This is a genomic window from Luteimonas wenzhouensis (assembly GCF_007859305.1).
Classification (GTDB): Bacteria; Pseudomonadota; Gammaproteobacteria; order Xanthomonadales; family Xanthomonadaceae; genus Luteimonas; species Luteimonas wenzhouensis.
On sequence record NZ_VOHE01000001.1, the window covers coordinates 401,680 to 422,113 of the forward strand.

At 68.9% G+C, this 20,434-nt stretch carries 29 protein-coding genes; 2 read left to right on the forward strand and 27 right to left on the reverse strand.

What is annotated here, in order from left to right; all coding sequences use genetic code 11:
- Nucleotides 1–35: 35 nt before the first annotated feature.
- The 3 genes from prpE to FQY79_RS01745 form a co-directional block, all read right to left on the reverse strand.
- Nucleotides 36–1,931 carry a propionate--CoA ligase gene (prpE, locus tag FQY79_RS01735; RefSeq protein ID WP_146310811.1) on the reverse strand — a complete coding sequence of 632 codons (1,896 nt, stop codon included), beginning with the start codon at nucleotides 1,929–1,931 and terminating at the stop codon, nucleotides 36–38.
- A gap of 243 nt (nucleotides 1,932–2,174) precedes the next feature.
- Nucleotides 2,175–3,158 carry a malate dehydrogenase gene (locus tag FQY79_RS01740; protein ID WP_146310166.1) on the reverse strand — a complete coding sequence of 328 codons (984 nt, stop codon included), beginning with the start codon at nucleotides 3,156–3,158 and terminating at the stop codon, nucleotides 2,175–2,177.
- Between the two features lie 337 nt (nucleotides 3,159–3,495).
- Complete coding sequence (locus tag FQY79_RS01745) at nucleotides 3,496–3,990, reverse strand: peptidylprolyl isomerase (RefSeq protein WP_146310168.1); 495 nt, start codon at nucleotides 3,988–3,990, stop codon at nucleotides 3,496–3,498.
- A 122-nt stretch (nucleotides 3,991–4,112) separates the two neighbouring features.
- Between FQY79_RS01745 and typA the strand changes: the two genes are divergently transcribed.
- Nucleotides 4,113–5,960 carry a translational GTPase TypA gene (typA, locus tag FQY79_RS01750; protein WP_146310170.1) on the forward strand — a complete coding sequence of 616 codons (1,848 nt, stop codon included), beginning with the start codon at nucleotides 4,113–4,115 and terminating at the stop codon, nucleotides 5,958–5,960.
- Nucleotides 5,957–6,517: a 2'-5' RNA ligase family protein gene (locus FQY79_RS01755; protein ID WP_146310172.1), complete on the forward strand. Its 561-nt coding sequence runs from the start codon at nucleotides 5,957–5,959 to the stop codon at nucleotides 6,515–6,517. Before typA ends, FQY79_RS01755 begins: the two co-directional genes overlap by 4 nt.
- Before the next feature lie 78 nt (nucleotides 6,518–6,595).
- Here the strand turns inward: FQY79_RS01755 and FQY79_RS01760 are convergent, their stop codons facing one another.
- The 24 genes from FQY79_RS01760 to rpsS form a co-directional block, all read right to left on the reverse strand.
- On the reverse strand, nucleotides 6,596–7,987 hold the full coding sequence (locus FQY79_RS01760) for a class II 3-deoxy-7-phosphoheptulonate synthase (RefSeq protein ID WP_146310174.1): 1,392 nt from the start codon (nucleotides 7,985–7,987) through the stop codon (nucleotides 6,596–6,598).
- A 78-nt stretch (nucleotides 7,988–8,065) separates the two neighbouring features.
- A complete protein-coding gene (locus FQY79_RS01765) occupies nucleotides 8,066–8,560 on the reverse strand; it encodes a disulfide bond formation protein B (RefSeq protein ID WP_146310176.1) in 495 nt (164 codons plus the stop codon).
- A gap of 172 nt (nucleotides 8,561–8,732) precedes the next feature.
- The gene (gene rplQ, locus FQY79_RS01770) at nucleotides 8,733–9,104 is read right to left on the reverse strand and encodes a 50S ribosomal protein L17 (protein ID WP_027071877.1); all 372 of its coding nucleotides are present in this window, start codon (nucleotides 9,102–9,104) and stop codon (nucleotides 8,733–8,735) included.
- A 219-nt stretch (nucleotides 9,105–9,323) separates the two neighbouring features.
- Nucleotides 9,324–10,322, reverse strand: a complete 999-nt coding sequence (locus FQY79_RS01775; RefSeq protein ID WP_146310178.1) for a DNA-directed RNA polymerase subunit alpha — start codon at nucleotides 10,320–10,322, stop codon at nucleotides 9,324–9,326.
- A 146-nt stretch (nucleotides 10,323–10,468) separates the two neighbouring features.
- A complete protein-coding gene (rpsD, locus tag FQY79_RS01780; RefSeq protein WP_146310180.1) occupies nucleotides 10,469–11,098 on the reverse strand; it encodes a 30S ribosomal protein S4 in 630 nt (209 codons plus the stop codon).
- Nucleotides 11,099–11,113: 15 nt separating this feature from the next.
- Nucleotides 11,114–11,506: a 30S ribosomal protein S11 gene (gene rpsK, locus FQY79_RS01785; protein WP_146310182.1), complete on the reverse strand. Its 393-nt coding sequence runs from the start codon at nucleotides 11,504–11,506 to the stop codon at nucleotides 11,114–11,116.
- 15 nt (nucleotides 11,507–11,521) lie between these two features.
- Complete coding sequence (gene rpsM / locus FQY79_RS01790) at nucleotides 11,522–11,878, reverse strand: 30S ribosomal protein S13 (protein WP_146310184.1); 357 nt, start codon at nucleotides 11,876–11,878, stop codon at nucleotides 11,522–11,524.
- A gap of 420 nt (nucleotides 11,879–12,298) precedes the next feature.
- Nucleotides 12,299–13,624 carry a preprotein translocase subunit SecY gene (gene secY / locus FQY79_RS01795; RefSeq protein WP_425463171.1) on the reverse strand — a complete coding sequence of 442 codons (1,326 nt, stop codon included), beginning with the start codon at nucleotides 13,622–13,624 and terminating at the stop codon, nucleotides 12,299–12,301.
- A gap of 28 nt (nucleotides 13,625–13,652) precedes the next feature.
- Nucleotides 13,653–14,087 carry a 50S ribosomal protein L15 gene (gene rplO / locus FQY79_RS01800; RefSeq protein ID WP_146310188.1) on the reverse strand — a complete coding sequence of 145 codons (435 nt, stop codon included), beginning with the start codon at nucleotides 14,085–14,087 and terminating at the stop codon, nucleotides 13,653–13,655.
- Nucleotides 14,088–14,091: 4 nt separating this feature from the next.
- Nucleotides 14,092–14,289 carry a 50S ribosomal protein L30 gene (gene rpmD, locus FQY79_RS01805; RefSeq protein ID WP_146310189.1) on the reverse strand — a complete coding sequence of 66 codons (198 nt, stop codon included), beginning with the start codon at nucleotides 14,287–14,289 and terminating at the stop codon, nucleotides 14,092–14,094.
- The gene (gene rpsE / locus FQY79_RS01810; RefSeq protein ID WP_146310191.1) at nucleotides 14,282–14,821 is read right to left on the reverse strand and encodes a 30S ribosomal protein S5; all 540 of its coding nucleotides are present in this window, start codon (nucleotides 14,819–14,821) and stop codon (nucleotides 14,282–14,284) included. The genes rpmD and rpsE overlap by 8 nt, the downstream gene beginning before the upstream one ends.
- Before the next feature lie 166 nt (nucleotides 14,822–14,987).
- Entirely contained in the window at nucleotides 14,988–15,341 is a 354-nt protein-coding gene (rplR, locus tag FQY79_RS01815; protein ID WP_146310193.1) for a 50S ribosomal protein L18, read from the reverse strand.
- Between the two features lie 66 nt (nucleotides 15,342–15,407).
- Nucleotides 15,408–15,935, reverse strand: a complete 528-nt coding sequence (gene rplF / locus FQY79_RS01820) for a 50S ribosomal protein L6 (RefSeq protein WP_146310195.1) — start codon at nucleotides 15,933–15,935, stop codon at nucleotides 15,408–15,410.
- 13 nt (nucleotides 15,936–15,948) lie between these two features.
- Nucleotides 15,949–16,344 (reverse strand): 30S ribosomal protein S8, encoded by a 396-nt coding sequence (rpsH, locus tag FQY79_RS01825; RefSeq protein ID WP_146310199.1) that lies wholly within the window; start codon nucleotides 16,342–16,344, stop codon nucleotides 15,949–15,951.
- Between the two features lie 188 nt (nucleotides 16,345–16,532).
- Entirely contained in the window at nucleotides 16,533–16,838 is a 306-nt protein-coding gene (gene rpsN / locus FQY79_RS01830; RefSeq protein ID WP_146310201.1) for a 30S ribosomal protein S14, read from the reverse strand.
- Between the two features lie 10 nt (nucleotides 16,839–16,848).
- Nucleotides 16,849–17,391 carry a 50S ribosomal protein L5 gene (gene rplE / locus FQY79_RS01835; protein ID WP_146310203.1) on the reverse strand — a complete coding sequence of 181 codons (543 nt, stop codon included), beginning with the start codon at nucleotides 17,389–17,391 and terminating at the stop codon, nucleotides 16,849–16,851.
- Between the two features lie 32 nt (nucleotides 17,392–17,423).
- Nucleotides 17,424–17,735 carry a 50S ribosomal protein L24 gene (gene rplX, locus FQY79_RS01840; protein ID WP_146310205.1) on the reverse strand — a complete coding sequence of 104 codons (312 nt, stop codon included), beginning with the start codon at nucleotides 17,733–17,735 and terminating at the stop codon, nucleotides 17,424–17,426.
- A gap of 18 nt (nucleotides 17,736–17,753) precedes the next feature.
- Nucleotides 17,754–18,122 carry a 50S ribosomal protein L14 gene (gene rplN, locus FQY79_RS01845; RefSeq protein WP_027071892.1) on the reverse strand — a complete coding sequence of 123 codons (369 nt, stop codon included), beginning with the start codon at nucleotides 18,120–18,122 and terminating at the stop codon, nucleotides 17,754–17,756.
- A 15-nt stretch (nucleotides 18,123–18,137) separates the two neighbouring features.
- Nucleotides 18,138–18,401: a 30S ribosomal protein S17 gene (rpsQ, locus tag FQY79_RS01850; RefSeq protein ID WP_027071893.1), complete on the reverse strand. Its 264-nt coding sequence runs from the start codon at nucleotides 18,399–18,401 to the stop codon at nucleotides 18,138–18,140.
- A gap of 11 nt (nucleotides 18,402–18,412) precedes the next feature.
- Nucleotides 18,413–18,601, reverse strand: coding sequence for a 50S ribosomal protein L29 (gene rpmC, locus FQY79_RS01855; protein WP_027071894.1), 189 nt, complete (start codon nucleotides 18,599–18,601; stop codon nucleotides 18,413–18,415).
- Nucleotides 18,601–19,014 (reverse strand): 50S ribosomal protein L16, encoded by a 414-nt coding sequence (rplP, locus tag FQY79_RS01860; RefSeq protein WP_146310207.1) that lies wholly within the window; start codon nucleotides 19,012–19,014, stop codon nucleotides 18,601–18,603. The genes rpmC and rplP overlap by 1 nt, the downstream gene beginning before the upstream one ends.
- Before the next feature lie 3 nt (nucleotides 19,015–19,017).
- Nucleotides 19,018–19,758: a 30S ribosomal protein S3 gene (gene rpsC / locus FQY79_RS01865; protein ID WP_146310209.1), complete on the reverse strand. Its 741-nt coding sequence runs from the start codon at nucleotides 19,756–19,758 to the stop codon at nucleotides 19,018–19,020.
- Nucleotides 19,759–20,070, reverse strand: coding sequence for a 50S ribosomal protein L22 (rplV, locus tag FQY79_RS01870; protein ID WP_246122983.1), 312 nt, complete (start codon nucleotides 20,068–20,070; stop codon nucleotides 19,759–19,761).
- 91 nt (nucleotides 20,071–20,161) lie between these two features.
- Nucleotides 20,162–20,431 (reverse strand): 30S ribosomal protein S19, encoded by a 270-nt coding sequence (gene rpsS / locus FQY79_RS01875; RefSeq protein ID WP_027071898.1) that lies wholly within the window; start codon nucleotides 20,429–20,431, stop codon nucleotides 20,162–20,164.
- Nucleotides 20,432–20,434 lie beyond the last annotated feature (3 nt).

Here is a 20,434-nt window from a genome sequence, read left to right on the forward strand (position 1 = left end):
GCGCAAACGCGCCGTCCCTTTTCGTGCCGCAATGCTCAGCTTCCCGCCTGCGGCCCGTCCTCCAGCGCGCGCCTGATCTCCTCCAGCGCGGCAGGATCGTCCAGCGTCGACAGGTCGCCCGGGTCGCGGTGCTCGGCGAGCGCCTGCAGCGAACGCCGCAGCAGCTTGCCCGAGCGCGTCTTTGGCAACGCGCCCACCACGTAGATGCGCGCGGGCCGGGCCACGCCGCCGAGCTGCTCCACCACCACCTTCTGCATCTGCTCGGCGGTTTCGCCCGGATCGGCGCCGCCGATGCGCTTGAGCGTGGCGAACACGATCGGCACCTGGCCCTTGACCTCGTCGTGCACGCCGATCACCGCCGCTTCGGCCACAGCCGGGTGGCTCGACACCGATTCCTCGATCTCGCGCGTGCCCAGGCGGTGCCCGGCGACGTTGATCACGTCGTCGGTGCGGCCGAGGATGAAGGTGTAGCCGTCCTGGTCGCGGATCGCCCAGTCCAGCGAGCTGTAGAGCAGCTCGCGGAAGTGGCTGAAGTAGCTGTCGACGAAGCGCTGGTCGTCACCCCATACCGTGGTCATGCAGCCGGGCGGCAACGGCGGCTGGATCACCAGCACGCCCTTCTCGCCGGCCGGCGCGTCCTCGCCGGTGACCTCGTTGATCACGCGCAGGTGGTAGCCGAGGTTGGGCAGGCCGGGCGAGCCGAGCCGCACCGGTTTCATGTCGAGGCCGGGCAGCAGGGTGAGCACCGGCCAGCCGGTCTCGGTCTGCCAGTAGTTGTCGATCACCGGCTTGCCGAGCACGTCGGAGATCCAGCGCGCGGTCGGCTCGTCCAGCGGCTCGCCGGCGAGGAACAGGTGCTCGAACTTCGACAGGTCGCGGTCGGTGATGAACGAGGCGTCGTGCTTCTTGAGCACGCGCAGCGCGGTCGGCGAGGAGAACATCGTGCGCACGCCGTACTTCTCCACGATCCGCCACCAGATGCCCGGGTCCGGAGAGGTCGGCAGCCCTTCGTACAGGATCGAGGTGGCGCCGGCGATCAGCGGCCCGTAGACGTTGTAGGAATGGCCCACCACCCAGCCGATGTCGGAGGTGGAGAACATCACCTGGCCGGGGCGGATGTCGTAGACCGACCACATCGACAGCGCCAGCGCGACCGCGTAGCCGCCCACGTCGCGCTGCACGCCCTTGGGCCTGCCGGTGGTGCCCGAGGTGTAGAGGATGTAGCTCGGCTCGTTCGATTCCAGCCAGGCCACCGGCACCTGCGCATCCTCGTGGTCGCGGCGCAGGTCGGCGTAGCGCGCGTCGCGCCCCTCGCGCAGCGGCAGCGGGCCGGCCAACCCGCGATCGACCACAACCACCCGCTCCGGCGGGTGCTGCGCGCGCTCGAGCGCGTCGTTCACCAGCGGCAGGAACGGAATCACCTTGCCACCGCGGATGCCCGCGTCCGCGGTCACCAGCACGCGCGGGCGCGCGTCGTCGATGCGCACCGCGAGGTTGTGCGCGGCGAAGCCGCCGAACACCACCGAGTGGATCGCGCCGATGCGCGCGCAGGCGAGCATCGCGATCGCCGCGTCGAGCGTGTGCGGCATGTAGATCACGACCCGGTCGCCGCGGCCCACGCCCTGCGCCTGCAGCACCGCGGCGAAGGTGTTCACCTCGCGGTGCAGCTCGCGGTAGGTGAGCTCGCGCACGCTGTCGGTCTCGGTCGACCAGCCCACCAGCGCGAGCTGGTCGCCGCGTTCGTCCAGGTGCCGGTCGACCGCGTTGTAGCAGAGGTTGGTCAGCCCGCCGACGAACCAGCTGCGGAACGGCGGCCGGGAATAGTCGAGGATGCGATCGGGCTGGCGGTGCCAATGGATGGCCTGCGCCTGCTCCGCCCAGAAGGCTTCAGGCTCCTCGATCGAGCGTCGATACCAGTCTTCGTACTTCACGACCATGGCTCCACGGAGACATGGCGCGAAGTCTGGACCCGCCCCCGCCGGGGGAGGTTAAGACCTTGGTCTTATGCCGGCAAAGCCTTGCATATCAATGGCTTGCGGCGCATCCGACATATTGATCGATCGGCTCAACCGGGTTGATCGAGACGGTCAATACCCGCATTTGCGCAGCCCGGCCAAGTGCCGGGCGCGCGAGGGAATCGCGGAAGGCGCAGCTGCCGCGCCTTCCGCATCGGCTCACAGCAGGTGGGCAACGCCCGCGCGTTCTTCCTCGAGCTCGGCCAGGGTCTTGTCGATCGCCTTCTGGCTGAACTCGTCGATCGGCAGGTCGCGCACCAGGGTGTACTCGCCGTTCTCGGTCGTCACCGGGAAGCCGAAGATCAGGCCCTCGGGGATACCGTAGGAGCCGTCGGACGGGATGCCCATCGTCACCCACTTGCCGTTGCTGCCCAGCGCCCAGTCGCGGATGTGGTCGATCGCCGCGTTGGCCGCCGAGGCCGCCGACGACAGGCCGCGCGCCTCGATGATCGCCGCGCCGCGCTTGCCCACCTTCGGGATGAACTCGTTGGCGTTCCAGTCGGCGTCGTTGATCCTGTCCTTGAGCGACTCGCCCTTGACCGTGGCGAAGCGGTAGTCCGGGTACATGGTCGGGCTGTGGTTGCCCCACACCACCAGCTTCTCGATGTCGCCCACGGCCACGTTGGCCCTGGCGGCGAGCTGGCTCAGCGCGCGGTTGTGGTCCAGGCGCAGCATGGCGGTGAAGTTCTTCGCCGGCAGGTCCGGCGCGGACTTCATCGCGATGTAGGCGTTGGTATTGGCCGGGTTGCCGACCACCAGCACCTTGACGTTGCGCGAGGCGACCTTGTTCAGCGCGGCGCCCTGGGCGGTGAAGATCTTGGCGTTCTCCAGCAGCAGGTCCTTGCGCTCCATGCCGGGGCCGCGCGGGCGCGCGCCGACCAGCAGCGCATAGTCGGCGTCCTTGAACGCGACTTCGGGATCATCGGTGCCGACCATGCCGGCCAGCAGCGGGAAGGCGCAGTCCTCGAGCTCCATCATCACGCCCTTGAGGGCGGCCTGGGCCTTCTCCATCGGCAGCTCGAGCAGCTGCAGGATCACCGGCTGGTCCTTGCCGAGCATCTCGCCCGAGGCGATGCGGAACAGCAGGGCGTAACCAATCTGGCCGGCGGCGCCGGTGACTGCGACTCGGACGGGAACTTTCATCGGGATTCCTCTTGCGAAGTGGACGGCGGGCGACGCTGGCCCGTCAGATGGAACCGGGTGCGGCCGCGCGGCCGTCGCGGCAGCGCGACGGCGCCAGGCGCAACGGACGCATGCGATCGGCGCGCCCCCCATCGGCGTGCCCCCCGGCGACGGCGACGCGCGTGCCTTCCCGTGAGGACGGGCCCGGGCTCGGCACGGCCATGCGGCGGGCGGCTGGGGGCATCGCGGGGGTCTCTTGGGGGGCCGGCGGCAGGCGCCGGCGGACCGATGGTGCAGCGCGGAATTCTAGCACGCGGGCCGCGGCGCCACCCCCGCCGCCCCCCCCCGCCGGACAGGCTCAGGCGGCCAGGATCCGGTTCCACTCGGCCACGCGATCGGCCTTCGCGGCCAGCACGGCCTCGGCGTCACCTTCGATCCGGATCGAGCGGATGCCGTCGCCCTGGCGGATGGCATCGACCACGTCCATGCCCTCGGCCACCTTGCCGAACACGGTGTGCTTGCCGTCCAGCCAGTCGGTGCGGATGTGGGTGATGAAGAACTGGCTGCCGTTGGTGTCGGGACCGGCGTTGGCCATCGACAGCACCCCGCGCTCGTGCGCGACGCCGTTGTCGGTCTCGTCCTCGAAGCGGTAGCCCGGGCCGCCGGTGCCAGTGCCGCGCGGGCAGCCGCCCTGGATCATGAAGTCGGCGATCACCCGATGGAAGTTCAGGCCGTCGTAGAAGCCGCGCCTGGCCAGGTTGACGAAGTTGGCGACCGTCAGCGGCGCCTTGTCGGGGTACAGCTCGACCCGGATCGTCCCGCGGTCGGTGTCGAAAATGGCGGACAGGCTCATTGGTTCAGCTCCAGATGGCCGGAACGGCCGGCAGGCCCGCTATAATAGCCGGCTTCCCTTCCGCCCTCCCTGCGCCCTGCCGGCACCCGGCACCGGGTGCGGCCCGCCCGATGCCCGGATCCATGTCCATCGAACGCCTGCGCAACATCGCCATCGTCGCCCACGTCGACCACGGCAAGACCACCCTCGTCGACCAGCTGCTCAAGCAGTCCGGCACCCTGGACGAACGTGCGGTCCTGCCCGACCGGGTGATGGACAGCGGCGACATCGAGAAGGAGCGCGGCATCACCATCCTGGCGAAGAACACCGCGATCCGCTGGACCCACCCGGGGACCGGCCAGACGTGGCGGATCAACATCGTCGATACCCCGGGACACGCCGACTTCGGCGGCGAGGTCGAGCGCGTGCTGTCGATGGTGGACTCGGTGCTGGTGCTGGTCGACGCGATGGACGGGCCGATGCCACAGACGCGCTTCGTCACCCAGAAGGCGTTCGCGATGGGCTTCAAGCCGATCGTGGTCATCAACAAGGTCGACCGCCCCGGCGCGCGCGCCTCCTGGGTGCTCGACCAGACCTTCGACCTGTTCGACCGCCTCGGCGCCAGCAACGAACAGCTCGACTTCCACACCATCTACGCCTCGGGCCTGCAGGGCTACGCCGGGCTCGACGAGAACGTGCGCGGCGGCGACATGACCCCGCTGTTCGAGGCGATCTGCGAGCACGTGCCGGCGCCGCCGGTGGACCCGGACGGCCCGTTCCAGATGCGCGTGACCTCGCTGGACTACAACAGCTACGTCGGCGTGATCGGCGTGGGCCGGATCCAGCGCGGCAAGGTGCGGACCAACCAGCAGGTGGTGGTGGTGGCGCCCGACGGCAGCCGCCGCAACGCCAAGGTGCTGCAGGTGCTGGGGTTCATGGGCCTGGAACGGGTGGAAGTGCCCGAGGCGCAGGCCGGCGACATCATCGCCTTCTCCGGCATCGAGGGCCTGGGCATCTCCGACACCCTGTGCGACCCGGCCGCGGTCGAGCCGCTGCCGGCGCTGACCGTGGACGAGCCCACGATCTCGATGACCTTCCAGGTCAACGATTCGCCGTTCGCCGGGGTCAAGGAGCGCTCGGGCGGCAAGTTCCTCACCAGCCGCCAGCTGCGCGACCGCCTGGTGCGCGAAACCCAGCACAACGTCGCGCTGCGGGTGGAAGACACCGCCGACGCCGACAAGTTCAAGGTCTCCGGGCGCGGCGAACTGCACCTGTCGATCCTGATCGAAAGCATGCGCCGCGAGGGCTACGAGCTGGCGGTCTCGCGACCGGAGGTGATCATGCGCGAGATCGACGGCGAGCTCCAGGAGCCCTACGAATCGCTGGTGGTGGACCTCGACGAGCAGTACCAGGGCGCCGTGATGGGCCGCCTGGGCGAGCGGCGCGGCCAGCTCAGGAGCATGGAGCCCGACGGCAAGGGACGGGTGCGCCTGGACTACGTCATCCCCGCGCGCGGGCTGATCGGCTTCCAGACCGAGTTCCGCACCCTCACCGCCGGCACCGGCCTGATGTTCCACGTGTTCGATCACTACGGGCCCAGGACCGATGGCGACATCGGCCAGCGCAGCAACGGCGTGCTGATCTCCAACGGCACCGGTCCGTCGCCCGCCTACGCGCAGATCGCGATGCAGGAGCGCGGGCGGCTGTTCATCGAGCCGGGCGAGGAGATCTACGAGGGCCAGATCGTCGGCATCCACGCCAAGGACAACGACCTCACGGTCAACGCCCTGCGCGGCAAACAGCTCACCAACTTCCGCGCCGCCGGCAAGGACGACGACGAAGGCCTGGTGCCACCGATCAGGCTTTCGCTGGAACAGGCGCTCGAGTTCATCGACGACGACGAGCTGGTCGAGGTGACCCCGAAGGCCATCCGCCTGCGCAAGAAGCTGCGCACCGAAGTGGAGCGCAAGCGCGCCAGCCGCGCGGCATGAGCCGGGCGCTGTTCCCGGGCTGGCGGCCCGATGCGGCCGGTCGGGAGCAGCTGGCGGCGATCCTCGCCCGCCTCCGGGCGGCGTGGCCGGCCGGTGCGCCGCCGCTGCGGCCGCGGCGTCCGGACCAGTGGCATGCCACCCTGTGCTTCCTCGGCCACGACATGGCGCACGTGGTGACCCCGGCCCTGCTCGACGCCTTGGCGGACGTGGCGGCGCGGGTGGCGCCGCATGCGCTGGAGATCGGCCGCCTCGACTACTGGCCCCGCCCCGGCGTGGTCGTCGCCCTGCCGCGCAACCCGGCGCCGCTCCAGACGCTGTGCGACGCGGTCGACGCCGCCGTGCGCGCCTGCGGCGTCGCCGCCGCCCAGGCCACTACCCGCCCGCACATCACCCTGGCCCACACCGATCGCGGGCTCGCCGCCACGCCCTGGCTGGCCGGCGTGGACTGCCGCAGCGCGCCGCTGCGCGTGGACGACTTCGAGCTGCTGGTCAATCCCGGCGGCCGCTACGAACCGCTGGGCCGGTGGCGGCTGTCGGGCGGAGCCGGCGGCAGCTGAACCCGACCCGCGCCTGCCCATGGACCGGGCGGGGGCGCGATCGCGCCGCGCGGCACTGCCGCCGGGCGCGGGCCCCGCTCAGGCGCTGACCGGTGGGTTGAGCTGGGCGTGCTTGCGCACGATCAGCATCGCCGTCTCCAGCGCCTGCTCGTAGTTCAGGCGCGGGTCCACGGTCGAGCGGTAGGCGCGCGAGAGGTCGATCTCGGTGAGGTCGCGCGCGCCACCGATGCACTCGGTCACGTCCTCGCCGGTCAGCTCCAGGTGCACGCCGCCCAGGCGGGTGCCGGCCGCAGCGTGGATGTCGAACGACTGCTCGATCTCGCTGCGGATGTTGTCGAAGCGGCGGGTCTTGTAGCCGTTGCTGGTCGACTCGGTGTTGCCGTGCATCGCGTCGCAGATCCACAGCACCCGGCGCCCCTCGCGCTTGACCGCGTCGAGCAGCGGCGGAAGCTTCTCCGCGACCTGGGACGCGCCCATGCGGTGGATCAGGCCAAGCCGGCCCGGCTCGTCGTCCGGGTTGAGCACGTCGATCAGGCGCAGCAGCTGGTCGGGCGTCACCGACGGACCGACCTTGACCGCGATCGGGTTGCGGATGCCGCGGAAGTACTCGGTGTGCGCGCCGTCGAGCGCGGCGGTGCGCATCCCGATCCACGGGAAGTGGGTGCTGAGGTTGAACCAGCCCCACTGCCGCGGCACCTGCCGGGTCTGCGCCTCTTCGTACGGCAGCAGCAGCGCCTCGTGCGAGGTGTAGAAGTCCACCCGGCTCAGGTTGTGTACCTTGATCCCGGCCAGCGTCTCCATGAAGCGGACCGCGTCGCCGATGCCGGCGACCATCTTCTGGTACTCGCCCGCCAGCGGCGACTGCTTGACCCAGCCCAGTCCCCAGTACTCGGGATGGTGCAGGTCGGCGAATCCGCCGTCGATCAGCGAACGCACGAAGTTCATCGTCATCGCCGAGCGCGCGTGCGCCTTGATCATGCGTCGCGGGTCGGGCTTGCGCGCCTCGGCGGTGAAGGCCGGGCCGTTGACGATGTCGCCGCGGTAGCTCGGCAGCGCGACGCCGTCGCGTACTTCGGTATCGGCCGAACGCGGCTTGGCGTACTGGCCCGCGAAGCGGCCCACGCGCACCACCGGCAGCTTCAGCCCGTGCACCAGCACCAGGCTCATCTGCAGCAGGACCTTGAGCCGGTTGGAGATGATCTCCGAACTGCATTCGGCGAAGTTCTCGGCGCAGTCGCCACCCTGGAGCAGGAAGCGCTTGCCCTCCTGCGCCTCCGCGAGCTGCTGCTTGAGGCTCAGGATCTCCCACGAGGTCACCAGCGGCGGCAGCGCGCGCAGTTCCTCCTGCACCTGGGCCAGCTCCTCCGGATCCGGATAGGTCGGCATCTGCAGGGCCGGACGTTCGCGCCAGCTGCCCGGATGCCAGTTGTCCGGAAGGTTGACTGCCTGGAGGGGTCGATCTGTCTTCATTGCTGCTGCCCGATTGGAGCGCGCATGGTGCGCCGGATGCTGCGGCGCGTCAATTTCACCTGCAACCGCCGCCGCGGTTCAGCGCCGGAATGCGGCGTGCAGCGCCCAGGCGGCGATCAGCACGAACCAGGCCAGGCTCCACCACGGCATCGACAGGCCGAGGAAGGTCCAGTCCACCGCTCCGCAATCGCCGGTGCCGGTGAGTACCTGGCGGATGAGGCTCGGGGTGTCCAGGGTCTCGCGCATGAAGGCGAACGGCGCGCCGCAGGCCGGGACCGGCGGCGGGAACAGCTGCAGCCAGACATGGCGCGCGGCGACCCCGATCCCGGCCGCCGCGGTGGCCAGGGCGAGCACGCCCCAGGCCCGGCGCCCGCCCGCGCCGCGCGGCGCGTGCAGGCCCGCGGCCAGCAGCACCACGCCCAGGGCGGCGAAGGCGATGCGCTGGAAGATGCACAGCGGGCACGGCTGCAGCCCCCAGGCGAACTGGCTGTAGATCGCGAAGGCGATCAGCGCGAAGCACGCGCCGGCAGCGATCAGCATGCGGGCGCGGAACGACCAGGCGAATGGATTCATGGGGCCCTGGTGGCGGTGTCGGGAGCGGCATTATCGCCCGCCACCCCGCCACGCACGACCGCCGGCGCCGGCGAGCGGGCCCGTCGCCGCCTCCTGCCCGGCGAGGCCAGCGCCGGAAACGCAAAAGCCCCGGCCGGGGCCGGGGCTTTCGGGCGGAACGCGTCGCCGCGGATCAGGCGTCGTTCTGCGGACGGTCCACCAGCTCGACGTAGGCCATCGGCGCGTTGTCGCCGGCGCGGAAACCGCACTTGAGGATGCGCAGGTAGCCGCCCGGGCGGTTGGCGTAGCGCGGGCCCAGGGTGGTGAACAGGTTGCCCACGGCCACCTTGTCGCGCAGGCGCGAGAAGGCGAGGCGGCGGTTGGCGACGCTGTCGGTCTTGGCCAGGGTGATCAGCGGCTCGGCGACGCGGCGCAGTTCCTTGGCCTTGGGCAGGGTGGTCTTGATCAGCTCGTGCTTGAACAGCGAGGCGGCCATGTTGCTGAGCATCGCCTGGCGGTGGGCGCTGGTCCGGTTGAACTTGCGGCCGGCTTTCTGGTGGCGCATGGTCTTGGTTCCTTGCGGATTGGAAGGTTGAAACCCTGTACGTCTCTGTCGCCGTCCTGGCGCTGAAAGCGGACTGCGGATGGCCCTTGCCGGCATCCCTCGCCGGTCGTGCCGCGGGCTGGGCCCGTCGGCGCCCGCCGCCAGTGGCGGCGGGTGTACTGCATGGTGCTAACGCGTCGCGCGGGTGGCAGCCGTGCCGCTCCCGCACGCGCTTGCTTCTCAGCCGAGCATGCCGTGGCTGGCGACGCCGGCCGGCGGCCAGTTCTCCAGCTTCATGCCGAGCGACAGGCCACGCTGGGCCAGCACTTCCTTGATCTCGGTGAGCGACTTCTTGCCCAGGTTCGGGGTCTTGAGCAGCTCGACCTCGGTCTTCTGGATCAGGTCGCCGATGTAGTAGATGCTCTCGGCCTTGAGGCAGTTGGCCGAACGCACGGTCAGCTCCAGGTCGTCGATCGGGCGCAGCAGGATCGGGTCGACGCCCGGGGCCTGGCTCTTCTGGCCGCCGCGCTCGCGCTGGGTGAAGTCGCCGAACACCGACAGCTGGTCGGTGAGGATGTCGGCGGCGGTGCGCACGGCTTCCTCGGCGTCGATCGTGCCGTTGGTCTCGATGTCCAGGATCAGCTTGTCCAGGTCGGTGCGCTGCTCGACGCGGGCCGCTTCGACCTCGTAGGCCACGCGGCGCACCGGCGAGAACGACGCGTCCAGCATCAGGCGGCCGATCGCACGGGTCTCCTCGTCGGGACGGCGGCGGGCGGCGGCCGGCTGGTAGCCGAAGCCGCGCTCGATCTTCAGCCGGATGTTGAGCTGGGTGTCCTTGGTCAGGTGCGCGATCACGTGGTCGGGGTTGAGCACCTCGACGTTGTGGTCGGTCTTGATGTCGGCCGCGGTGACCACGCCCGGCCCGCCCTTGCTCAGGGTCAGGGTGGCGCTCTCGCCGGTGCCCATGCGGATCGCCACGTCCTTGAGGTTCAGCAGGACCTCGAGCACGTCTTCCTGCAGGCCCTCGATCGTGCTGTACTCGTGCAGCACGCCGTCGATCTCGACCTCGGTGATCGCATAGCCGGGGATCGAGGACAGCAGCACGCGCCGCAGCGCGTTGCCGAGGGTATGGCCGTAGCCACGCTCGAGCGGTTCGATCACGACCTTCGCCCGGTTGCCCGAGAGGCGTTCGATCTGGGGACCACGGGGGCGCAGGACCTGGTTGGCGGTAACTGTCATATTCGTAGCATCTCCTGCAGGGCCATCGCGCCCGTCGACGCGCCGCCCTGGACGTTTGGAGCCCCTTGCTGCCAAGGGGTGGCCCGTGCGCGGCACGGGCCGGGGGGAGTTTCGCTGGTGCCGCGGGGGCGACCCGCCGCCAGTCCTTACTTCGAGTACAGCTCGACGATCAGCGCTTCGTTGATGTCGGCCGGCAGGTCGCTGCGATCCGGGACCGCCTTGAACACGCCGCTGAACTTCTTCTGGTCGACCTCGACCCAGGACGGGGTCAGGTCCATGGTCTGGGCGATGTTGAGCGATTCCTGCACGCGGAGCTGCTTCTGCGCCTTCTCCGACAGCGCGATCACGTCGCCGGACTTGACCTGGTAGGACGGCAGGTTCACCACCTGCCCGTTCACGGTCACGCCGCGGTGCGAAACCAGCTGGCGGGCCGAGGGACGGGTCACCGCGAAGCCCATGCGGTAGACCACGTTGTCCAGGCGGGTTTCCAGCAGCTGCAGCAGGTTCTCGCCGGTGTTGCCCTTCCGGTTCGAGGCCTTCTTGTAGTAGTTGCGGAACTGGCGCTCGAGCAGGCCGTAGATGCGCTTGACCTTCTGCTTCTCGCGCAGCTGGGTGGCGTAGTCGGACAGCTTGCCGCGGCGCATGGTGGCGCCATGCTGGCCGGGCTTCTGCTCGAGCTTGCACTTGGAGTCGAGCGCGCGGGCCGGCGACTTGAGCGACAGGTCGACGCCCTCGCGGCGCGCGAGCTTGCAGGTAGGACCGATGTAACGTGCCATGTGCTTGTCGCCCCCTTAGACGCGGCGCTTCTTCGGCGGACGGCACCCGTTGTGCGGGATCGGCGTCACGTCGACGATATTGGTGATCTTGTAGCCCACGTTGTTCAACGAACGCACGGCCGACTCACGGCCCGGGCCCGGGCCCTTGATGCGCACTTCCAGCGACTTCACGCCGTAGTCCAGCGCTTCCTTGCCCGCCTTCTCGGCGGCGACCTGGGCGGCGAACGGGGTTGACTTGCGCGAGCCGCGGAACCCCGCGCCGCCGGAGGTCGCCCACGCCAGCGCGTTGCCCTGGCGATCGGTGATGGTGACGATGGTGTTGTTGAACGAAGCGTGGACGTGGGCGATGCCGTCGGTGACGACGCGCTTGACCTTCTTCTTCTGCTTGCCTGCTGCCGGCTTGGCCATGTTGGTTGTCCTCGTTTACTTCCTGATGGCCTTGCGCGGACCCTTGCGGGTACGGGCATTGGTCCGGGTGCGCTGACCGCGCAGGGGGAGACCACGGCGGTGGCGCAGGCCGCGGTAGCAGCCCAGGTCCATCAGGCGCTTGATCGCCATGCCGACCTCGCGGCGCAGGTCGCCCTCGACCACGTACTTGCCGACCTCGGCGCGCAGGCGCTCGACCTCCGGCTCGGACAGGTCGCGGATCTTGGTGCTCGCGGGCACGCCCGCGGCCTCGCAGACGAGCTTGGAACGGGTACGGCCGATGCCGTAGATGCTTTGCAGCCCGACCCAGACGTGCTTCTGGGCAGGCAGGTTGACACCTGCAATACGCGCCATGCGCGGATCTCCAACTGGTTGGTCGTCCGGGAGGGGCGCTCCCGGCGGAGTGAACACGAAATTGTAACAGGGTCCCGGGTTCTCTGGAAGCCGGAGGCCGCCCAAGGGGCGCCCTTCCGACCCGGCATGGGGAGTGTGCCCATGCTCCGGCGACGGACCCCGGCTGGCAGGGGTCTCCCCCTGCCCCGCGCACTACTCTGGTGCGCGAATGGCCTGGATCCACCCCCGCGCGGGACCGCCGCGGGGGTCGCCCATCGTGCCGGGGGAGGCGAGGCTCCGCGCCGGCGTGTGTTCCCGCCCTCCTGGCCGGTGGACCGGCGGCTGCTGGCCGCCTGGATCCCGGACCCCGGCCCCGCCCTGCCTGGCGGCGCCGCCGGTCCCGCCCGACCGCTCCATGGCCGGATCAGGGTCCGTCCGCGCTCAGCGCGTCCGGGACCCGCCCTTGAGGTTCGCCTTCTTCAGCAGGCTCTCGTACTGGTGCGACATCAGGTGGGCCTGGATCTGGGCGATGAAGTCCATCACCACCACCACCACGATCAGCAGCGAGGTACCGCCGAAGTAGAACGAGACGTTGAGCTCGGTGCGCATGAACTCGGGCAGCAGGCACACCAGCACCAGGTAGGCGGCGCCGGCGGCGGTGAGCCGGGTCAACACCCCGTCGATGTACTCGGCCGTGGCCTTGCCCGGGCGGATGCCCGGCACCAGCGCCCCCGACTTCTTCAGGTTGTCCGCGGTTTCCTGCGAGTTGAACACCAGCGCCGTGTAGAAGAAGGCGAAGCCGGCGATCAGGCCCGCGTACAGCAGGATGTACAGCGGCTCGCCCGGGGACAGGGCCTGGGCCACCCGCTGCAGCCACTGGGCCGAGCCGGCCTGGCCGAACCAGGTGGTCGCGGTGGCCGGGAACATGATGATCGACGAGGCGAAGATCGCCGGGATCACGCCCGCCATGTTGAGCTTCAGCGGCAGGAACGAGGTCTGGTTCATGTACGCGTTGCGGCCACCCTGGCGGCGCGCGTAGTTGACCGTGATCCGGCGCTGCCCGCGCTCGACGAACACCACGAAGTAGGTCACTGCCAGCACCAGCACCGCGACCACGATCACCGCGATCGGGCTCATGTCGCCGTTGCGCGCCGCCTCCACCGTGCTGATCACGGCGCTCGGCAGGCCGGCCACGATGCCGGCGAAGATGATCAGCGACACGCCGTTGCCGATGCCACGCTCGGTGACCTGCTCGCCCAGCCACACCAGGAACATGGTGCCGGCGGTCAGGGCGACGATCGCGGTGAGCACGAAGCCCAGGCCGGGGGCGTAGACCACCGGGATCCCGGTGCCCGCGCCCTGGCTCTGCAGCGCGACGGCGATGCCGGCCGACTGGAAGATCGCCAGCGGGATCGCGCCGATGCGCGACCACTGGGTGATCCGGCGGCGGCCGGACTCGCCCTCCTTCTGGATCGCCTTCAGGCTGGGCACGATCTGCACCAGCAGCTGCATCACGATCGAGGCCGAGATGTACGGGATCACGTTCAGCGCGAACAGGCTGAAGCGCTCCAGGGCACCGCCGGAGAACATGTTGAACATGTCCACGATGGTGCCTTCCTGGCGCTCCATCAGCTGCAGCATGGCGTCGGGGTTCACGCCCGGCACCGGGATGAAGCAGCCGATCCGGTAGACGATCAGCGCACCGAGCACGAACAGCAGGCGCTGGCGAAGTTCGGTGAACTTGCCCGCGCCCGCCAGGCCCGACATCGCCCCTGCGCTTCGCGCCATGCCCCGGTTACTCCTGGACCTGGCCGCCGGCGGCCTCGATTGCCGCGCGCGCGCCCGCCGTCACCAGCAGGCCCTTGAGCACGAGCTTCTTCGACAGTTCGCCCTGCTTGACCACCTTGGCCTTCCTGGCCGTCGACGGCACCAGCTTGGCGGCGCGCAGCGCGGCGAAGTCGACCTCGCCGTCCAGGCGCTCGAGCTGGTACAGGAACACCTCGGCGGTGTCGCCGTTGAGCCGCGAGCGGAAGCCGACCTTCGGCAGGCGCATGTGCATGGGCATCTGGCCGCCTTCGAAGCCGGCCTTGATCTTGCCCTTGCCCGAGCGGGCGAACGAACCCTTGTGGCCGCGGCCGGCGGTCTTGCCGAGGCCGGAGCCGATGCCGCGGCCGACGCGGGTGCGCTCGGTGCGGGCGCCCTGCGCGGGCTTGAGCGTGTTGAGCTTCATGTGCTTACTCCTCGACCCGGACCAGGTAGTGGACCTTGTTGATCAGGCCACGCACCTGCGGGCTGTCCTTCAGTTCGCGGACGTCGTTGAGCTTGTTCAGGCCGAGCGCGCGCACGGACAGGCGGTGCCTGGCCTGCGAGCCGGCGAGGCCACGGACCAGGCGCACCTTGACGGTGCCGCCGGTGGCGTTGTTCTTAGCCATTGAGGATCTCCTCCACCTTCTTGCCGCGCTTGGCCGCGATCTTGGCCGGGGAGTGCATCTGCTCCAGGCCCTTGACCGTCGCGCGCACCAGGTTGATCGGGTTGCGCGAGCCGACCGCCTTGGCCAGCACGTCCTTCACGCCCACCGCCTCGAGCACGGCGCGCATGGCGCCGCCGGCGATCACGCCGGTACCCTCGGAGGCCGGCTGCATGAACACGCGCGCCGCGCCGTGGCCGGCCTTGACCGTGTGCCACAGGGTCGGGCCGTTGAGGTCGACGTTGCGCAGGTTTTTGCGCGCGTACTCCATCGACTTCTGGATCGCGACCGGCACTTCGCGCGCCTTGCCGTAGCCGAAGCCGACCCGTCCGTTGCCGTCGCCCACCACGGTCAGCGCGGTGAAGGTGAACTGGCGGCCGCCCTTGACGGTCTTGCTGACGCGGTTGACCGCGATCAGCTTCTCGATCATGCCGTCGTCGATTTCTTCCCGGTCGCGATTGCGGTCGCGCCCGCGGTTTTCACGTGGTTCTGCCATTGCCGTGTCTCTGTCTGGAAGGGAATGTTGCGGCTTGGCCGCTTATCGTTGTGGTCTGGAGCGGTAGATCGCTTCCGGCGGGCAGAAGCCGCGGAGCGCCCGGCACAGCCCGTGCCGGCGGGTCAGGCAGGAAGGCGGCGCAGGCACAGCCGCGCCGCCCCCGGGATCAGAACTGCAGGCCACCCTCGCGGGCGGCGTCGGCCAGCGCCTTCACGCGGCCGTGGTAACGGTAGCCCGAGCGGTCGAAGGCGACCTTCTCGATCCCCGCGGCCTTGGCCTTCTCGGCGATCGCGCGGCCGACCTTGGCGGCGGCCTCGATGTTCTTGGAGCTCTTGAGGCCCTCGCGCACGTCGGACTGGGTGGTGCTGGCGGCGGCCAGGACCTTCGAGCCGTCGGCGCTGAACACCTGGGCGTAGACGTGCTGGCCGGTGCGCAGCACCGACAGGCGCGGCACGCCGAGTTCGCGGATGCGGGCGCGGGTGGACTTGGCGCGGCGCAGGCGGGCGGATTTCTTGTCCATGGTTCTGGTCTCTACTGGAAGCGGATCGGCCGGCGGTGGCCCTGCCCGGGGGCGGGGCCGCCCGCGTTACGCCTTCTTGGCTTCCTTGCGGATGATGGTTTCGTCGGAGTACTTCACGCCCTTGCCCTTGTAGGGCTCCGGCGGACGGAATCCACGGATCTTGGCGGCGACCTGGCCCACCAGCTGCTTGTCGGCACCGGACACGACCACCTCGGTCTGGGTGGGCGTGGTGATGGTGATGCCCTCGGGGGCGGTGAACACCACCGGGTGCGAGAAGCCGAGCGAGAGGTTCAGGTCCTTGCCCTGGACGGCGGCGCGGTAGCCCACGCCCACGAGCTCGAGCTTGCGCTCGAAGCCCTGGGAGACGCCATGGACCATGTTGGCCACGACCGAACGGATGGTGCCGGTGATCGCGACCTGGGACGGGTCGGCGGGCGACAGCAGCGCGTTGCCGTCCTCGATCCGGATCTCGACGCCGGCCGGCTTGGCGACCGACAGCGAACCCTTCGGGCCCTTGACGCTGACCGATTCGGCCTCCGCCTTCAGTTCGACGCCCTTGGGCAGGGGAATGGGCTTCTTGGCGATGCGGGACATGCGCGTTACTCCCTTAGGCCACGAAGCACAGGACCTCGCCGCCGACGCCCTGCTGGCGCGCCTGCGCATCGGTCATGATGCCCTTGGAGGTGGAGATGATGGCGATGCCCAGGCCACCGAGGACCTTGGGCAGCGCGTCCTTGCCGCGGTACTGGCGCAGGCCCGAGCGCGACACGCGCTTGAGCTGCTCGATCACCGGGCGGCCTTCGTAGTACTTGAGCTCGATCTCGAGCTCGGCCTTGGCGCCGTTCTCGATCACGCGCAGGCCGGCGATGTAGCCCTCGTCCTTGAGGACGTTGGCGATCGCGACCTTGGTCTTGGAGGACGGCATCTTCACCGTCGGCTTGCCGACCGCGGCCGCATTCCTGATGCGGACCAGCATGTCGGCGATGGGATCAGTCATGCTCATGGAAGTTCCTTATGAACGCACCGATATCCGCTTTCGCGAAATCCGTCGTGTTGTTCCCCGACTCGCCACCGGGGCGGTCGGGGGGCCGCCAGGCGGGCCCGGACGAACGGGCAAGCCGACGATTATATACGAACCAGGCCACGCCAGGGGTGGCCTGGCCCTTCCCCGGCCGGGGCCGGAGGACCGCCTTACCAGCTGGCCTTGCGCAGGCCCGGCACGTCACCGCGCATGGTGGCTTGGCGCAGCATGTTCCGGCCCAGCCCGAACTTCGCGTAGACCGCGCGCGGGCGGCCGGTCAGGGCGCAGCGGGTGGTCTGCCGGGCCGGCGAGGAGTCGCGCGGCAGCTTCTGCAGCCTGGTCGCGGCCTCGAGCTTTTCCTCGTAGCTCGCCGTCTGGCTGGAGATGATCTTCTTCAGCTCCTCGCGCTTGGCGGCGTACTTCTTCACCAGCTTGGCGCGCTTGGCCTCGCGGTTGACCATGGAGGTCTTCGCCATGTGTGTTTCCTCAGTTGCGGAACGGGAAGCGGAAGGCCTCGAGCAAGGCCTTGGCTTCGGCGTTGGTCTTGGCGGTGGTGGTGATGGCGATGTCCATGCCGCGCACCGCGTCGACCTGGTCGAAGTCGATCTCCGGGAAGATCATCTGCTCCTTCACGCCCATGTTGTAGTTGCCGCGGCCGTCGAAGGAACGGGCGGACAACCCGCGGAAGTCGCGCACGCGCGGCAGCGACACGTTGATCAGCCGGTCGAGGAACTCGTACATCTTCGCCCGGCGCAGCGTGACCTTGCAGCCGATCGGCCAGCCGTCGCGGATCTTGAAGGACGCCACCGAGATGCGCGACTTGGTCACGATCGGCTTCTGGCCGCTGATGCGGGCCATGTCGGCGGTCGCGTTTTCGAGAACCTTCTTGTTCGCGGCGGCCTCGCCCACGCCCATGTTGAGCGTGATCTTGACCAGGCGCGGCACCTGCATGATGTTGCCGTAGCCGAACTGCTCCATGAGCTTCGGCACGACTTCATCCTTGTAGAACTTTTCCAGACGGGTCGTCATTGTCTTCTTTCCTGGTGATCAGGCGGCCGTGTTCAGACCGCCTCGCCACTCGAGCGGAACACGCGCAGCCGCCGTCCATCCTCGAGCACCTTGGTACCGACGCGCTCACCCTTGCCGGTGGCAGGGTTGAACAGCATCACGTTCGAGGCGTGGATCGGCGCTTCGCGCTCGATCACGCCGCCGGGCTGCCCCGCCTGGGGGTTGGGCTTGGTGTGGCGCTTGACGATGTTGACGTTCGAGACGACGACCTTGTCGCCGAGCACGCGCACCACCTCGCCGGTCTTGCCCTTGTCCCGCCCCGCGATCACGATGACCTGATCGCCTTTCCTGATTCGCTTAGCCATGGTCTTGTGTCCTTCCGCTCACAGCACTTCAGGGGCGAGCGAGACGATCTTCATGAACTTCTCGGAACGCAGCTCGCGGGTCACGGGCCCGAAGATGCGCGTGCCGATCGGCTCGTGCTTGTTGTTCAGCAGCACCGCGGCATTGCCGTCGAAGCGGATCAGCGAGCCGTCGGGACGGCGCACGCCCTTGCGGGTGCGCACCACGACCGCATCGTAGACCTCGCCCTTCTTCACCTTGCCGCGCGGGATCGCTTCCTTGACCGACACCTTGATGATGTCGCCGATCGCGGCGTAGCGGCGCTTGGAGCCGCCGAGCACCTTGATGCACATCACTTCCTTGGCGCCGGAGTTGTCGGCCACGTCGAGGTGGCTCTGCATCTGGATCATTGGACGCGTCCTCCGTTATTCGGCAGCGCGGGCGACGATCTCGACCACGCGCCAGTTCTTGGTCTTCGAGATCGGGGCCACTTCCACGAGGCGCACGATGTCGCCTTCCTTCGCGGAGTTGTCGGCGTCGTGGGCGTGCAGCTTGGTCGAACGGCGGATGTACTTGCCGTACAGCGGGTGCTTCACGTTGCGCTCCACGAGCACGGTCACGGTCTTGTCCATCTTGTCGCTGACCACCCGGCCCTGGACCGTGTTCTGCTTCTTTTCGCTGTTGTTCATGGTCTTGTGCCCTACTTCTTCGCCGACAGCAGCGTGTTGACGCGCGCGATCTCGCGGCGCACGCGGCGCAGTTCGTGCGTCCTGGTCAGCTGGCCGGTCGCCTTCTGCATGCGCAGGGCGAAGCGTTCCTTGTGCAGGTCCAGAAGATGGCCCTGCAGCTCCTCGGCGGACTTGCCGCGCAGTTCCTTGATCGTAGCCATCAGCGCACCGTCCGGGTCACGAAAGTGGTGGTGACCGAGAGCTTGGCGGCGGCCAGGCGGAACGCCTCGCGCGCCGTTTCCTCGGACACGCCCTCGATCTCGTAGATCACGCGGCCGGGCTGGATCTGCGCGACCCAGTACTCGACCGAGCCCTTGCCCGAGCCCATGCGGACCTCGATCGGCTTCTTGGTGATCGGCTTGTCCGGGAACACCCGGATCCACATCTTGCCGCCGCGCTTGACGTGGCGGCTGATCGAGCGGCGACCCGCCTCGATCTGGCGCGCGGTCACCTGGCCGGTCGAGGTGGCCTTGAGGCCGTACTCGCCGAAGCTCACGGCGTTGCCGCTCCACGCCAGGCCATCGTTGCGGCCCTTGTGCATCTTGCGGAATTTGGTTCGCTTGGGTTGCAGCATGGTTTAGTCCCTCGCCTCGCGGTCGCGGCGCGGGCCACGCGGGCGCTCGCGGTCACCGCGGTCGCCACGCTCGCCACGCGGCGAATCGTCCTGCTTCTCCTGGCCGACCTGGGCGAAGTCGAAGATCTCGCCCTTGTAGATCCAGGTCTTGATGCCGATGATCCCGTAGGTCGTCCTGGCCTCGGCGAAGCCGTAGTCGACGTCGGCGCGCAGCGTGTGCAGCGGCACCCGGCCCTCGCGGTACCACTCCGAACGCGCGATCTCGGCGCCGTTGAGGCGGCCGGCCACGTTGACCTTGATGCCCAGCGCGCCCAGGCGCATCGCGTTGCCAACGGCGCGCTTCATCGCGCGGCGGAACATGATGCGGCGCTCGAGCTGCTGCGCGATCGACTCGGCCACCAGCTGGGCGTCGAGCTCGGGCTTGCGCACCTCGGTGACGTTGATGTGGGCCGGGACGCCCATCATCGCCGACACGTCCTTGCGCAGCCTTTCGATGTCCTCGCCACGCTTGCCGATCACCACGCCCGGGCGGGCGGTGTGGATCGTCACGCGCGCGGTCTTGGCCGGGCGCTCGATCAGGATCTTGCTGATGCCGGCGGCCGACAGGCGCTTGCGCAGCATCTCGCGCACCTTCAGGTCCGCGGTCAGGTACCCGGCGTATTCCTTCTTGCCGGCGTACCACTTGGAGTTCCAGTCCTTGGCGATGCCGAGGCGGATGCCGGTGGGATGAACTTTATGACCCATTTACTTGCCCTCTCCCACGACGACGGTGATGTGGCTGGTGCGCTTGAGGATGCGCGTGCCGCGGCCCTTGGCCCGCGCCATGAAGCGCTTCAGCAGCGGACCTTCGTCGACCGTGATCTTCGCGATGCGGAGCTCGTCGATGTCGGCGCCGGCATTGTTCTCGGCGTTGGCGATCGCGGACTCGACCAGCTTCTTGATCAGCGCCGCGGCCTTCTTGTCGGAGAACTTGAGCAGGTTCACGGCGCGCTCGGCCGGCAGGCCGCGGACCTGGTCGGCGACCAGGCGCGCCTTCTGCGGCGAGATGCGCGCCATGCGCAGCACCGCGGTGCGCTTGCGGACCTCGGAGCGGGCGCGCTTGGCTTCTTCGTGCTTGGCTTTCGTTGCCTTGTCCATCGTGCGCTCCTTACCTGCCCGACTTCTTGTCGCCGCCATGACCCTTGAAGGTCCTGGTGATGGCGAACTCGCCGAGCTTGTGGCCCACCATGTTCTCGTTGATCAGCACCGGAACGTGGTTGCGGCCGTTGTGGACGGCGATCGTGAAGCCCACCATCTCCGGCAGGATCATCGAGCGGCGCGACCAGGTCTTGATCGGCTTCTTGGTGTTGCCCGCGGCCTCGACCTTCTTGATCAGGTGATGGTCGACGAACGGACCCTTCTTCAGTGAACGTGCCATGCT